Raw genomic sequence first — 13,017 nt, 5'->3', positions numbered from 1 at the left:
AAATCATGACCATCAGAATTGGCAACGCCCCCTGTTCTTGGGGTGTGGAATTTGCAAATGACCCACGCAACCCAACCTGGCGCGAAGTGCTGCGCCAATGTGCGGCAGCGGGCTATAAAGGCATCGAATTGGGGCCGGTCGGTTTCATGCCGGAAGACCCGGCAGAACTCGGGTCAGCCTTAGAAGAGTTCGATTTGGAGCTGATTGGCGGCGTTGTTTTCCGCCCCTATCACGCCCCGGATGCATGGGATGAGGTGCTGGATGCAACGCACCGTACGGCGAAGGCTTTGCAAGCCCATGGCGCAAAGCATTTGGTGCTGATTGATTCGATCTCTCCGCGCCGTGCGCCGACAGCTGGTCGCGCGTCAGAAGCCGAGCAAATGGATAAGGCGGAATGGACAGCCTTCCGCGATCGCATTGCGGAATCGGCGCGCATTGGCGCTGAGGAATACGGTCTGACCGTTGGCATGCATGCCCACGCGGCAGGCTTTGTGGACTTTGAGCCAGAGCTGGAACGGCTGCTTGATGAAGTCGACGAGAAGATCCTGAAGATCTGCTTTGACACGGGCCACCATTCATATGCGGGCTTTGACCCGGTGGCCTTTATGAAGCGCTATGTGGATCGCATTTCTTACATGCACTTCAAGGACATCGACCCAAAGGTGAAAGCGAAGGTGATCGAAAACCGCACAGACTTCTACGAAGCTTGTGGCGATGGCATCTTCTGTAATCTCGGCGACGGGGATGTGGATTTCCCAGCTGTGCGCCAGGTGCTTCTGGATGCGGGCTTTGAAGGCTGGTGTACAGTTGAACAGGACTGCGATCCGCTGCTCGACCCAGACACTCTGGGTGATGCGCGCAAGAACAGAGAATATCTTGAATCCATTGGCTTTAACTAAGGAATATCGCTTATGGCAAAACTGAAATGGGGCATGATTGGTGGCGGCGAAGGCAGCCAGATCGGCCCGGCACACCGTATGGGCGCTTTGGCAGATGGCCGCTTTGAAATGGCTGCTGGCGCGCTCGATCACCGGCCAGACATCGGCCGCGAATACGCACAGCGCTTAGGTGTTGCTGCAGATCGCGCTTATGGCGATTGGCAAGAAATGCTCGCAGGCGAAAAGGGCCGTGACGACCGGATTGATCTGGTGACCGTCGCAACCCCAAACTCCACGCATTTTGAGATCACCAAGGCGTTCCTTGAGGCTGGTTTCAACGTGCTTTGCGAAAAGCCGATGACAATGACGGTCGAAGAAGGTGAGGAGATCGTTAAGATTTCTGAAAAAACCGGTAAAATCTGTGCGGTGAACTACTGCTATTCGGCCTATCCGATGGTGCGTCAGGCGCGCGCGATGGTCCGAAATGGCGAGATCGGCAAGCCGCGCGTTGTGGTGACGAATTTTAGCCATGGACATCACGGTGATGCCACCGATGCGGATAACCCGCGTGTGCGCTGGCGGTATGATCCAGCGATGGCCGGTGTCTCTGGCCAGTTTGCTGACTGCGGCATTCACGCGATGCATATGGCGAGCTTCATTTGTGATGATGAGGTCGAGAAACTCTCTGCTGACTTCGCTTCAGCCATCCCAAGCCGCGAGTTGGAAGATGACGCCATGGTCAATTTCCGCATGCAGGGCGGTACCATTGGGCGCCTGTGGACGTCTTCTGTGGCGATTGGGCGTCAGCATGGATTTGAAATTCAGGTTTTTGGTGAGACCGGGGGCCTCCGTTGGGCGTCCGAGCAGCCAAACCAGCTGATTTACACGCCGGTTGGCGGACGCACGCAGATCATCGAAAAAGGCGAGGGGGGCTTGCACGAAGATGCGCAGCGTCTCAGCCGCGTGGCGATTGCCCACCCAGAAGGCTTTCCATTGGCTGTGGCCAATATCTATTGCGATCTGGCGGATGCTATCCGTGGTGAAACCCGTGATGGGTTGCCCAACGCAGCGGCAGGCGTTCGTTCCATGGCAGCGGTGCATACGGCAGTGGCCTCTGCAAAAGAAGATGGCGCTTGGATGGACGCGCGCCCATCTATCTTCCGTTAAGGTGCAGACACCAAATTTAGGACGGGGCGCAATGTGCCCCGTTCAACAATCTCGCAGGGGAAAATGCGGGTTTCTGGATAGCGGTCGCTGTCATCCAGCATCGTCACCATCAGCTCAATGGACGATTGAACGATCTGGCGGATTGGCTGATGCACTGTGGTCAGATTGATGTTTTCCCACCCCGCCATTTCCATATCATTCAGCCCAATGATACCCACATCATCCGGGCAAGAGAGACCGCTGTCTTGCACAGCAGACAGCGCACCAATCGAAAGAACGTCATCGCCGCAGAAATAGGCCTCAGCCGGGTCGTCTTTCAGCAGGCGCAGCATTTCGGTGCGTCCTGCTTCAAAGGTGTATTGATCCGCAAAGGACGCCGTCATTTTAATCTCAGGATGTTTGGCCATTTCCGAGACAAATCCGGCGTGGCGGTCTTGTGTCGAGGTCGCGCTTAATGGCCCGCCCATAAAGGCCACATGTTTATAGCCACGTGCCACCAAAGTCTGCGCCACCATGCGGCCGCATTCCACGTTGTCGATGCTAACGATATGTACTTTAGGGGCAGAGGTCGCACGCCCGAAGGAATGCACCACGGGCACGCCTGCATCACGGAAGGCACGTGAAAACCCATCGGGCAGGGTGGATGATGCCACCACGGCCCCGTCCACCGAATATTGCCGCAGCAATTGTACCGAGGTCTCTGCGTCGGTTTCATCTGTCAGGTTCACGAGCAGGGGGCGCAATCCACGATCCTGAAGCCCCTTGGTGAAGAGATCAAAGACCTGAAGGAAAATTGGGTTGTGGAAGTTGTTAGACACCAGGCCAATTAGCTTGGTGCGGCCCGTTGTCAGCGAGGATGCCAGGGCGTTTGGACTATAGCCCAGATCCTTGGCTGCTTTTTCCACCTTGCGCCGCATTTTCTCAGAGACCGACGCGCCGTCGGTGAATGTCCGGGAAACTGCAGATCGAGAGACGCCAGCGCGCTCTGCTACTTCTTTCAAGGTGACAGTGACAGCCATTGAACTTCTGCAAACTCCTCTTGGTGCCCAATCAGGACCCCGGACGTAAAATTTAACGTCCTTTAGTCGCTCGCAGGCGTTGAGGAAACAGCAGACCGCAGCTTTATTGCTCTGAAAGCCCTATTTTGTTGCCGAATGGACAACGTTTGGGTGGTTTTACCCCGTTGAATATCGGGCAGGTCTCAGATGGGTCTTTGGTCTTTGCCACCATCTCGCGATGGCAATTTCGAGGCTCAACTCCTGATTGTCGCACTGGGGCGGGCGTTGTAAAAAATGTAAGGCCGCGAAAGTCTCCGCGGCCTCTGATTGTTTCGTTTCTGCGCTAAAGCGCATGCTCCATGAACTCTTCTCCGGTTTTGGCTCCGGTGATGTAGGAGACCACATCTTCGCCGGTGTAATCCCCGGTTTTGATGTCAAGGTCGGCACACATGCGCCCGCGTCGGAAGACCACAATCCGGTCCACCAGATCAAAGACCTGCCGCATGTTGTGGCTGATCAGAATCAGGGGTTCGCCAGCTTCTTTCAGAGTGCGTACAATGTTTTCCACTTGTGCGGTTTCCTGAACACCCAACGCTGCTGTTGGTTCATCCATGATGGTCAGGCGCGAGTGGAAGGTTGCCGTCCGTGCGATCGCCACACATTGCCGCTGACCACCCGACATATTGCGGATCGAATTGCGGATGTTGGGGATTTTCACCGCTGTCCGGTTCAGACCCTCGATGGTAGCTTCCCGCATGGCTTTGTAGTCCAGCATCCGAAAAGGGCCGAGCCAGTCGAACTTGGTGATTTCGCGACCAAGGAAAAGGTTGTCTGGCACATCCAAATCATCCGCCAAAGCGAGGGTTTGGAACACGGTTTCAATGCCAGCTTCACGGGCATCCAGAGGGCCTGCGAAATTCACCTCTTCGCCATAGAGCCACACTTTACCGCGGGTGCGTTGTTCAACACCGGTGATCTGGCGCACGAAGGTGGATTTACCCGCCCCGTTGTCGCCCATGATCGCCACGTGCTCGCCTTTGCGCATCTTAAAGTTTGCGCCTTCCAGGGCATGCACGCCGCCGTAGTGTTTCGTCAGGTCTTGGGTTTCTAGAACGTATTCTTCGCTCATGTTCATATCTCCTGACTATGCTCGGTTTCGTTGTCGGTATTGGTCAAGGATGACCGCCGCGATGATGATCGAGCCCATGGCAATGAGCTGGTAGGACCCATCAAGCTTGACGTAAGTAAAGCCTGAACGGATCACACCCAGAACCATCGCGCCCAGAACGGTGCCGATGACCGATCCACGCCCACCAGTCAGGCTGATGCCACCAATCACAGCCATGGCAATCGCAAAGAGTTCATAGAATTCCCCCATGCCTGCCTGCGCAGTAGAGGCTTTGGAGCTCAGAACAATACCCGCAAAGGCCGCCAGCATAGACGCGATCATGTAAACCATGACCTTGTGGCGTTTCACGTTGATGCCCGACATGCGCGCGGCTTCTTCATTAGAGCCAATCGCATAGGTGTGTTTACCGTAAACCGTGAAAGTCAGGATCAAGTGGAACAGGATCGCGAGGCCGATGAACCACACGACTGGCATCATGCCAGATCCGATGGCCGAGTAGGCCTCAGTCGGGAAAGATACAGGGTTACCAGATGTCCACCACAGCGCAATGCCGCGGCAGGCCAGGAACATGCCAAGCGTCGCGATGAACGGTGGGATGCGGAAATAGGCCACAAAGGTTCCGTTAATGGCGCCGATCATGGCCCCAAAGGTTAAACCGGCGATGACCGGGAAGATCACGGGAAGGTCCATCGCCCAAGTGCCGAATACTGCCTTAGGGTTTGGGTTACCATTAACCAATTCAGTTTGCCCAAAGCTCATGGCGATCATGGCTGTGGCGGCCACAAGCGGGCCAGAACTGAGGTCAATGCCTGCGGTCAGGATCACTTGGGTCACGCCGATGGCGATGATCCCAATGATTGCGACCTGTAGAATGATAATTTTCAGACGCGCTTCGTTGAAGATCGAGTCAAACCGATCACGCGTATCAAAGAGGAAACTCTGGCCATTCATATAAGGCAGGATCTGCCCCAATACTTCAAAAATGGCGATAATGATGATCAGGGCGAGCGCGATATTCAGCTCGTTGGGCCATGATCGCTTGGACTTGTCAAATGCAAGTCCGCCGGTGCCGTGGCTGGTGTCTGCCATTAGTCGGGGTTCCTTCTGGCGGCAAGTCGTTACACAGGGCGGCAGCATGTTGTGCCGCCCTGCGCAAGTGATTGAAAGTTAAGTTAGTTCTTGTTCAGGAACTGGTCCATGTTGTCTGGGGTCACCAGAACGAATGGGATGTAAACTTTGCTGTCTACGTCCTCGCCATTGGCCAGTTTGATCGCTGCATCGATCGAGCCTGTGCCTTGACCAACAGAGTCTTGGAACACAGTCACATCATAGTCGCCACCGGCCATAACCAGCAGAGCGTCTTGGGATGCATCAACACCGCCGACTTGTACGTCAGCCATATCGACGCCTGCAGCTTTCATCGCTTGGATCGCACCAATGGCCATTTCGTCGTTGTTCGCGAGAACAAAGTCAAAAGGCTCACCGGACGACATCCAATTGGTCATCAAGTCTTGCGCTTCATCGCGGGACCAGTTTGCAGGTGCTTCATCGATGATTTCCATGAAGTTACACATGTCCATGCCGATCACGTCATGCACGTCTTTGGAACGCTGAACCGCCGCTTGGTTGGACAGCTGGCCGTTCATCAGGTAGCCGCGTGCGCCATTGCCCAGACCCGCTGCACGCAGGTTTTTGCAGACTTCGAATGCAGACAAAGTGCCGGATTCGATTTCATTGGATGCAACAAACGCTTGAGTCGCTGGCAGAACGTCCACGTTGTCAGGCTCACGGTTTACAAACACCAGTGGTGTGTCGCCTGCAGCTGCTGTGATCGCCGCGCCTGCGGATGTGTCCACGATGTTCACGATGATCGCGTCAACGCCCTGTGCCACGAAGTTGGTGACTTGGTCGATCTGCTTTGCAAGGTCATCGCTAGCGTCTTCTTGCTGGTAGGTCAGCCCATCAATGGTGCCTGCATATTCAACCATACCGTTGCGTAGAACGGTCAACCAGTTGTCATCAAACCGCGAAAAGGTCGCGCCGATTTCCAGTGCAAACGCACCAGTGCCCATGACTGTGGCAACGCTGGCCATCATAAATGTCTTGAGTGTTTTTTTCATAAGTTTTTCCTCCCAAAAGTGGTGTCCGGCACACCTTCTCTTTCACCGGAACGCCCCGTGAAGGGGCAAGACAGCACCGCGCGTCAGGCCGCTTTCGACTGTAAATGCGCGGTTATGAATTCAATGGATCGTCTAATCTCTGTGGTCAGTGTCGGCCGCGTCTGTAGTGAAGGCGCGAAACATTCGAATGAAAATGAGCCAGCATACCCAGCTTCCAGTAGGGCGGTGATTTGGCCCAAATTATCCAGCCGATCCGCCGGATCGACCAAGACACGGTGGTCATCTTCAAGGTTGCTCAATGGCAGATCTGTGGCTGTAACGCCTGAAATGTGCACGATGCCGGTTTCAGACGGGTAAAGATCGCTTTCCTGCGCAAGCGCGTGATGGAAAGTGTCGTGAACGATTTTGATCGTCCCAGAAGCACCGATTGATTGGATCACCTCTACAGCTTCGGTTTTTTGCTGCAGTGAAGCGCGCGCAAAGCCCAAAGGTTCCAAATATGCAGCCATACCCGCGTCATTTAACAGAGGTAGAAGCGCCTCTAAGCCACGCTTTAGATCGTCCAGCCGTTCTGGAGCACTCAGCCGCGTACCATCGTTGCAAGGTATCAGATTGATGGCCTCTGCACCCAGTTCAACTGCCGAGGCGATCAAGGTTTGGCTTTCGGTTGCAAGAGAGGCTGACCACCGGTTGCAGGGGTAAATCTGTGACAATCCCAACAGCTTCAAGTCATGATCCTGTAGCATGTCACGCACCGATTTCTCTGGCAGCCCATCAAAAGTGGGCCGCGCAAGATCATTGCGTAACTCTACGCCATAACAGCCTAATTTCTCCGCTGCCGCCAAAAAGGCGGGCAGTGGCGTGGCAGCCATAGTGACTTGGTTTAACGCGAAATCGAGCATTTCTCCCCCTGAGAGCAATTCGGAAATTGCATTGTGTCGACTCTCTTTGTCATACAGAAACTGCGGGTAAAGCGGGTGTGAGTCAATGAATTTTTGCAACCGGTTGCAATTTTTTGCACAACGCCATTTCCCAACAGGCTTTTTGCGCCTCTCAAATTGAGGATTTCAGGAGGGGAGCTGGATGTAATCCGGGCCATTCGCAGGAGGAAAACTTGTCTAGCGTGACATAAAACTGACATCTGCCGTTAACGTGAACGTCACTCGTCCGACAAGAAACTGCAATCCGCCGTCTTTAGGTTGCCCAGAGAATTTTGGGGAACTGCTATGCTGACCGTAACAAGTCTGACCAAACGGTTTGGAACTAAAGCCGCCGTTGATAATGCGAATTTCGATGTGAACCAGCCTGCGATGATCGGCATCATTGGCCGGTCGGGTGCAGGTAAATCGACCCTGTTGCGTATGATGAACCGATTGGCGGATGCGACCGAAGGCTCGATTATCTTTGACGGCGAGGATGTCACTGCTTTAACAGGGGCAGCAAAGCGCCAATGGCAATCACGTTGCGCGATGATCTTTCAACAGTTCAATCTGGTGCCGCGTATGGATGTGGTGTCCAACGTTCTGCACGGCACGCTGAACCGTCGCAGCACATTTGCGACGATGTTTAACCTCTATCCACAGGACGACATTCACAAAGCCATCGACATTTTGGACCGGCTGGGCATCGCCGAGCAGGCGCCAAAGCGCGCAGAGGCGTTGTCAGGTGGCCAGCAACAGCGTGTCGCGATTGCACGGGCATTGATGCAGGACCCGCAGATCATTTTGGCGGATGAGCCGATTGCTTCGCTAGATCCGATGAATGCGCAAATCGTGATGGAGGCCTTGCGCCGCATTCACGAAGAAGATGGCCGGATGGTCATTGCGAACCTGCACACATTGGATACGGCGCGTCGTTATTGTGATCGGGTGATTGGCATGCGCGATGGGCGCATCGTGTTTGACGGAACGCCTGAACAGCTGACCACAGGCGTGGCGCGCGACATCTATGGCGCGGGCGACGACTTCTCTGAAGAAGCCACATCTACAGAAATCGAAACATTGGATCGACCCAGAGCACAGCCTGTTCCGGCTTGATCCTTTTCAATTGCGCACCGAGGGGTGCGTGAGACCTATCATCATGGAGAGACTGATGAAAAAGACTATCGCTTTGGCTCTGGCCACATCTACTGTTCTGTCTTCTGCGGCAATGGCAGACGGCATCACTGAATTCCGCATCGGCGTATTGGGCGGTGAAAACGCACAAGACCGCATGAACTCTTACGAATGCTTGAAGGGCTACGCAGAAGAGGCCCTGGGCGTTCCTGTGAAAATCTTTGCGCCAGCTGACTATGCCGGTGTGATCCAAGGTTTGGTTGGCGGTACGCTGGACATGTCCTGGCTGGGCGCGTCCTCTTATGCGGCAACATATCTGCAAGACCCAGAAGCTGTTGAGCCAGTTCTGGTCAAAGTGAACGTGGATGGCTCCATCGGCTATCACTCCATCGGGTTTGCACGCAAAGATGCACAAATTGCATCTTTGGACGAAATGCAGGGCAAAGTCTTTGGTTTTGGTGATCCAAACTCTACTTCCGGCTACCTGATCCCATCCATCGAGATCCCTCAGTACAAAGACGGCATCACTATGGATTCCGGCGCTTACTTCGGTGAAGTGAAGTTCACTGGCGGCCATGAGCAAACCATCGTTGCGGTCAACAATGGCGACATCGACGGCGGTGTGACTTGGGCAGACGGCCAGGGCAACTGGGAAGACGGTTACAACTCGGGCGCGCTGCGCCGCGCTGTTGATGCCGGCCTGGTTGACATGAATGACCTCGTGCAGATCTGGAAATCCAAGCCAATCCCTGAAGGTCCTGTTGTTCTGCGCAAGCAATTGCCAACAGATGTGAAGGCTATCATGACCGAGCTGGTCGACAACCTTTATGAAAACGACCCAAGCTGTGCCTATGGCGTTTTCGCGGGCGACTCTTTGGGTGCACAGCCAGTGACCCACGCGACTTACGAAACCATCATCGAAGCGCGTCGCCTGAAGTCCAAATAATTGGATCATTGATAGGGGGCGGGTCCTGAAACAAGGGCCCGCCTTTTATATGCAGCCTTCATCAAGTCATTCAAAAATTAGGGGGCATTCCACATGGCAGAACTCTCACCGGGTCAACTATCGGTTGGGCAAATCCAATCATCTTACATGGCGCAAATTCAGCGCAAACGCTTGTATTCAGGACTGACGATGTTGGTCTTTTTGCTGCTGATGATCTCGGGCTTTAACACGGCCGCTGCGCGTAATGGTGGCAGCTTTTGGGGTGGGTTGGACAACTTCTTTGATTATCCTTCTGATGTGATCCGGGAAGCCATAGAGAAAGCCGCTGAGATCCCCGGCCATCTGGTGACCTTCTTTCCAGCGTTGGTGGAAACTGTGAACATCGCTGCCGTGTCGACATTGGTGGGGGCCATTGCTGGCATTTTTCTATCATTGCTGTCCACGCGCGGATTGGCGCGCTGGCCGCGCCTTATCCCAGTGTTCCGCCGCTTGGCGGATACGATGCGCGCGATTCCGGAAATCGTTGTGGCGTTGATCCTGATCTTTGTTTTGGGCGGTGGTCCGGTACCGGCAATGATCGCAATTGCGTTTCACACAACAGGTGCGCTTGGAAAACTCTTTTCCGAAGTGAATGAAAATGCCGATCTAAAGCCCGTCGATGGGTTAAGTTCCGTTGGTGCTACTTGGATGCAAAAGATGTTGCTGGGTGTGGTGCCTCAAGTAGCACCAAACTGGCTGTCTTATGCTTTGCTGCGCTTTGAAATTAACATCCGTGCCTCAGCCATCTTGGGCTTTGTAGGCGCGGGCGGTCTTGGCTACGAGCTGAAGACAGCGATCCAATGGGGGCAGGGCAAATACGATGATGCCGCCGCCATGTTCATTTTGCTGATCTTAACCATCATCTTCGTGGATCAACTGTCGAGCTTCTACCGTGACCGACTGGTCCATGGCACTCAGAAAGGCACGCATTAACATGACCGCAATTGATGCAACCCCGCCGTCCGTTGGCGATCTACGCCGCAAAACGGAACACCTAATGCGCCGCAAACGCATGGTCGCTTTTGCCATTCCAGCGGTGATCCTGGCTTATTTGACCTATATTTTTATCGCCTTTGATGTGGCGGGCCTGTTGGGCAAAGCCAACACGGATAATGCGCGCAGTCTGGTCAATGACATGGTGTCATATAAAACCCATGTGACCCGCGATAACCGTTCAGGTGCCGTGACTTACGCAATCGAAGGTGAGAAAAAAGGGCGCTATCCGGAGGGAGCTTCGCCAAGCTGGGTCACTCAATCTGATGGTGAGACTATTGTCGATTTGGGCGAGGGGCACATTGTTACCTATGGGTCTGAAACCATTTCTTTTAACATTCCGGGCTATGGGGTGATCACCGCCACCCCAAGCCGTGCCAAGGGTGTTGTACAGACCTTTCCAGAGGGTCCGCTGCCTGAGTGGATCAACTCTTCTAAGAACCGGCTGGCAATCACCACAGACGCTGGCCGCCTGACGGTGACGCGCAATCGGGCGGAGGTGTTCCGCTATTTCTATGGTTGGGAGCTGTTCTTTTTTACGCTGGATAGCCCGTACCATGGTCTTGGCTTCGGTGAGCTGGTGACACGTGCGGTCTCTGGTGAGGCTGCGGCTATCTGGGATGGGTTCTGGAACAATCGCATGTGGCGTCACAAGGATGTATTCTGGGCAATCTACGAGACCGTGTTGATGGCTTTCCTTGGAACCATGGGAGCCGCGATTGTGGCTTTGCCACTGGCCTTTCTTGCCGCCAAAAACTTTGCCCCTCTGATGGTTGTGCGTTTTGCCATGCGTCGTGTGTTTGACTTTTTCCGAGGCGTGGATGCTTTGATATGGACGATCATCCTAACCCGTGCCTTTGGGCTTGGGCCTCTGACTGGTGCGCTGGCGATCCTGATCACGGATACCGGCAGCTTTGGGAAGATGTTTTCAGAAGCGCTTGAGAACGTGGATAAAAAGCAAATCGAAGGTATTCGCTCAACCGGGGCCAAACCCGTGCAGCGCTATCGGTTTGGAGTGATCCCGCAGATCACGCCGATCTTGCTGTCACAGGTGCTCTATTTCCTAGAATCCAATACCCGGTCTGCGACAATTATTGGGGCGATCACTGGGGGCGGTATTGGTCTGTTGATCACGCAGGCGATCATCACCCAGAAGGACTGGGAAGAGGTGACATATTACATCGTACTTGTGGTCTTGATGGTTATGGCGATGGATTGGTTCTCTGGCTGGTTGCGTGGACGCTTGATTGGCTCCTCAGAAGATAAGCATTAACCATGGCGCGCTTGAGTGAAGATCAGCCCTTTCTGCATCCGGATGTTGATTTAACAGAGGTGCAGATGGGGCGCTTTGTCGAGATCGGCAAAGGCAGTCGTATCGCCTTTTCCAGCTTTGATGATTACTCCTACTGCGATCGGTTCGCGGATATTGCGAATGCCACGATTGGCAAGTTCAGCAATATCGCGAGCTACGTACGGATCGGGGCAACGGATCATCCGATGGATACCGCCTCGTTGCATCATTTCCTCTATCGGTCAGGTGACTACTGGGATGACACGCCACATGATCCGGCGTTTTTTGAACGTCGCAAATCGAGACGGGCGTTCATTGGGCATGACACGTGGATTGGTCATAACGCGATGGTAAAACCAGAGGTCACAATTGGGCATGGGGCCATCGTCGCCGCCGGATCAATCGTGACCAAGGACGTCGCGCCTTATACGATTGTTGTGGGTGCGCCGGCGAAGGCGATGCGCCTAAGGCAGCCGCCACAGGTCGCTGAACGTATGATCGCTTTGGCTTGGTGGGATTGGGACCACGCGCGCATTCACGCAGCACTTGAAGATTTCCGCACGCTGAAAGCCGAAGCATTTTTGGAAAAATACGAAGGGTAGGGTGCCTGCTTTGAGAGTTGGGGTGGCGCTCAGTCGTCCTCAAGTGTGAGAGTCATGCGATCCCCACAGAACCACGTCATGCCGTATTCCACAGGCAATCCTTCATCATCCACATCCAGACCCGTTGAATAGATCAATGGCGCGCCTTCTGAGATTTGCAGACGCAGGGCGTGCGTCGCGTCGGCCAAGACGGCTCTGATCCGCGTGCTGGCGCGGGTGAAGTCGGCGACACCTACTTTTGTCAGCGCCTTGGTGATACTGGTTTCCTCAGACAGTGCCTGCGCCACGCCTGGCAAGCGTGCTTCTGGGAAATGGCTTTCTGAAATCGCGATGGGTTGGCCATCTGCCATGGACAGCCCGTGTTTTACGCAGATCAAATCGCCTGCTACGAGCTTTAGCCTTGCGGCTTCTTCCTCAGTTGCAGCACGGGTTTCCAGACTGAGTGTGCGTTTGGATGGCAGTCGTCCTGCTTGCCGCAGGTTCTGGTGAAATCGCATGCGTTTGCCAAGCGGGTATTCCGCAGGTGCTGATTTCACAAAGGCTCCAGCGCCGCGCCGGGTGTGAACAAGGCCTTCGTCTACAAGAACTGACAGGGCATGCCGCACAGTATGGCGATTCACACCGAACCGTTCTGACAACACCGCCTCGGTCGGGAGCTTGTCTCCCGGCAGGTAGCGTTGCTCTGCAATGTCCAGCCGCAGCGCATTTGCGATGGCCTGCCAAATCGGGGTTTTACGTCGGGATTGGGTCATTTCACGGAAGTTTCACAAAACTCTTCTGGTTCGACTCACCTATATCGG

13 protein-coding genes are annotated in these 13,017 nt (G+C 54.4%); 7 read left to right on the top strand and 6 right to left on the bottom strand.

The window, feature by feature from the left end:
- Positions 1–5: 5 nt before the first annotated feature.
- A complete protein-coding gene (locus tag JXQ85_RS07640; protein WP_421748294.1) occupies positions 6–899 on the top strand; it encodes a TIM barrel protein in 894 nt (297 codons plus the stop codon).
- A 12-nt stretch (positions 900–911) separates the two neighbouring features.
- Positions 912–2,045 (top strand): Gfo/Idh/MocA family protein, encoded by a 1,134-nt coding sequence (locus JXQ85_RS07635; protein WP_421748293.1) that lies wholly within the window; start codon positions 912–914, stop codon positions 2,043–2,045.
- Here JXQ85_RS07635 and JXQ85_RS07630 read toward each other — a convergent pair.
- The 5 genes from JXQ85_RS07630 to JXQ85_RS07610 all read right to left on the bottom strand — a co-directional run bounded on the left by JXQ85_RS07630 (position 2,042) and on the right by JXQ85_RS07610 (position 7,194).
- Positions 2,042–3,064: a LacI family DNA-binding transcriptional regulator gene (locus tag JXQ85_RS07630; RefSeq protein WP_421748292.1), complete on the bottom strand. Its 1,023-nt coding sequence runs from the start codon at positions 3,062–3,064 to the stop codon at positions 2,042–2,044. The genes JXQ85_RS07635 and JXQ85_RS07630 overlap by 4 nt on opposite strands.
- Before the next feature lie 322 nt (positions 3,065–3,386).
- Positions 3,387–4,172, bottom strand: a complete 786-nt coding sequence (locus tag JXQ85_RS07625; RefSeq protein ID WP_421748291.1) for an ATP-binding cassette domain-containing protein — start codon at positions 4,170–4,172, stop codon at positions 3,387–3,389.
- Between the two features lie 15 nt (positions 4,173–4,187).
- Entirely contained in the window at positions 4,188–5,261 is a 1,074-nt protein-coding gene (locus tag JXQ85_RS07620) for an ABC transporter permease (RefSeq protein WP_421748290.1), read from the bottom strand.
- An 83-nt stretch (positions 5,262–5,344) separates the two neighbouring features.
- The gene (locus JXQ85_RS07615; RefSeq protein ID WP_421748289.1) at positions 5,345–6,292 is read right to left on the bottom strand and encodes a substrate-binding domain-containing protein; all 948 of its coding nucleotides are present in this window, start codon (positions 6,290–6,292) and stop codon (positions 5,345–5,347) included.
- A gap of 83 nt (positions 6,293–6,375) precedes the next feature.
- Positions 6,376–7,194, bottom strand: coding sequence for a TIM barrel protein (locus JXQ85_RS07610; RefSeq protein WP_421748288.1), 819 nt, complete (start codon positions 7,192–7,194; stop codon positions 6,376–6,378).
- 324 nt (positions 7,195–7,518) lie between these two features.
- Here JXQ85_RS07610 and phnC point away from each other — a divergent pair, with 324 nt between their 5' ends.
- The 5 genes from phnC to JXQ85_RS07585 all read left to right on the top strand — a co-directional run bounded on the left by phnC (position 7,519) and on the right by JXQ85_RS07585 (position 12,217).
- Positions 7,519–8,328 carry a phosphonate ABC transporter ATP-binding protein gene (gene phnC, locus JXQ85_RS07605; RefSeq protein WP_421748287.1) on the top strand — a complete coding sequence of 270 codons (810 nt, stop codon included), beginning with the start codon at positions 7,519–7,521 and terminating at the stop codon, positions 8,326–8,328.
- A 55-nt stretch (positions 8,329–8,383) separates the two neighbouring features.
- The gene (phnD, locus tag JXQ85_RS07600) at positions 8,384–9,292 is read left to right on the top strand and encodes a phosphonate ABC transporter substrate-binding protein (RefSeq protein WP_421748286.1); all 909 of its coding nucleotides are present in this window, start codon (positions 8,384–8,386) and stop codon (positions 9,290–9,292) included.
- A 93-nt stretch (positions 9,293–9,385) separates the two neighbouring features.
- Positions 9,386–10,264 carry a phosphonate ABC transporter, permease protein PhnE gene (gene phnE, locus JXQ85_RS07595; protein WP_421748284.1) on the top strand — a complete coding sequence of 293 codons (879 nt, stop codon included), beginning with the start codon at positions 9,386–9,388 and terminating at the stop codon, positions 10,262–10,264.
- A gap of 1 nt (position 10,265) precedes the next feature.
- Positions 10,266–11,597, top strand: a complete 1,332-nt coding sequence (gene phnE / locus JXQ85_RS07590) for a phosphonate ABC transporter, permease protein PhnE (protein WP_421748283.1) — start codon at positions 10,266–10,268, stop codon at positions 11,595–11,597.
- Positions 11,598–11,599: 2 nt separating this feature from the next.
- Entirely contained in the window at positions 11,600–12,217 is a 618-nt protein-coding gene (locus JXQ85_RS07585; protein WP_421748282.1) for a chloramphenicol acetyltransferase, read from the top strand.
- Between the two features lie 29 nt (positions 12,218–12,246).
- Here JXQ85_RS07585 and phnF read toward each other — a convergent pair whose 3' ends face one another.
- Positions 12,247–12,969, bottom strand: coding sequence for a phosphonate metabolism transcriptional regulator PhnF (gene phnF, locus JXQ85_RS07580; RefSeq protein WP_421748280.1), 723 nt, complete (start codon positions 12,967–12,969; stop codon positions 12,247–12,249).
- Positions 12,970–13,017 lie beyond the last annotated feature (48 nt).

The organism is Cognatishimia sp., assembly GCF_049116455.1.
Classification (GTDB): Bacteria; Pseudomonadota; Alphaproteobacteria; order Rhodobacterales; family Rhodobacteraceae; genus Cognatishimia.
The sequence above is the reverse complement of the archived record's forward strand: the minus strand, read 5'-3'. Positions and strand labels throughout refer to the sequence as shown.

Bases quoted from the DNA above. Each gene is read 5' to 3' on its own strand.
- JXQ85_RS07625 (WP_421748291.1), bottom strand. From the start codon at position 4,172: ATGAGCGAAGAATACGTTCTAGAAACCCAAGACCTGACGAAACACTAC.
- phnE (WP_421748283.1), top strand. From the start codon at position 10,266: ATGACCGCAATTGATGCAACCCCGCCGTCCGTTGGCGATCTACGCCGC.
- JXQ85_RS07610 (WP_421748288.1), bottom strand. From the start codon at position 7,194: ATGCTCGATTTCGCGTTAAACCAAGTCACTATGGCTGCCACGCCACTG.
- phnF (WP_421748280.1), bottom strand. From the start codon at position 12,969: ATGACCCAATCCCGACGTAAAACCCCGATTTGGCAGGCCATCGCAAAT.
- JXQ85_RS07640 (WP_421748294.1), top strand. From the start codon at position 6: ATGACCATCAGAATTGGCAACGCCCCCTGTTCTTGGGGTGTGGAATTT.
- JXQ85_RS07620 (WP_421748290.1), bottom strand. From the start codon at position 5,261: ATGGCAGACACCAGCCACGGCACCGGCGGACTTGCATTTGACAAGTCC.
- phnD (WP_421748286.1), top strand. From the start codon at position 8,384: ATGAAAAAGACTATCGCTTTGGCTCTGGCCACATCTACTGTTCTGTCT.
- JXQ85_RS07635 (WP_421748293.1), top strand. From the start codon at position 912: ATGGCAAAACTGAAATGGGGCATGATTGGTGGCGGCGAAGGCAGCCAG.
- JXQ85_RS07630 (WP_421748292.1), bottom strand. From the start codon at position 3,064: ATGGCTGTCACTGTCACCTTGAAAGAAGTAGCAGAGCGCGCTGGCGTC.
- JXQ85_RS07585 (WP_421748282.1), top strand. From the start codon at position 11,600: ATGGCGCGCTTGAGTGAAGATCAGCCCTTTCTGCATCCGGATGTTGAT.
- phnE (WP_421748284.1), top strand. From the start codon at position 9,386: ATGGCAGAACTCTCACCGGGTCAACTATCGGTTGGGCAAATCCAATCA.
- phnC (WP_421748287.1), top strand. From the start codon at position 7,519: ATGCTGACCGTAACAAGTCTGACCAAACGGTTTGGAACTAAAGCCGCC.
- JXQ85_RS07615 (WP_421748289.1), bottom strand. From the start codon at position 6,292: ATGAAAAAAACACTCAAGACATTTATGATGGCCAGCGTTGCCACAGTC.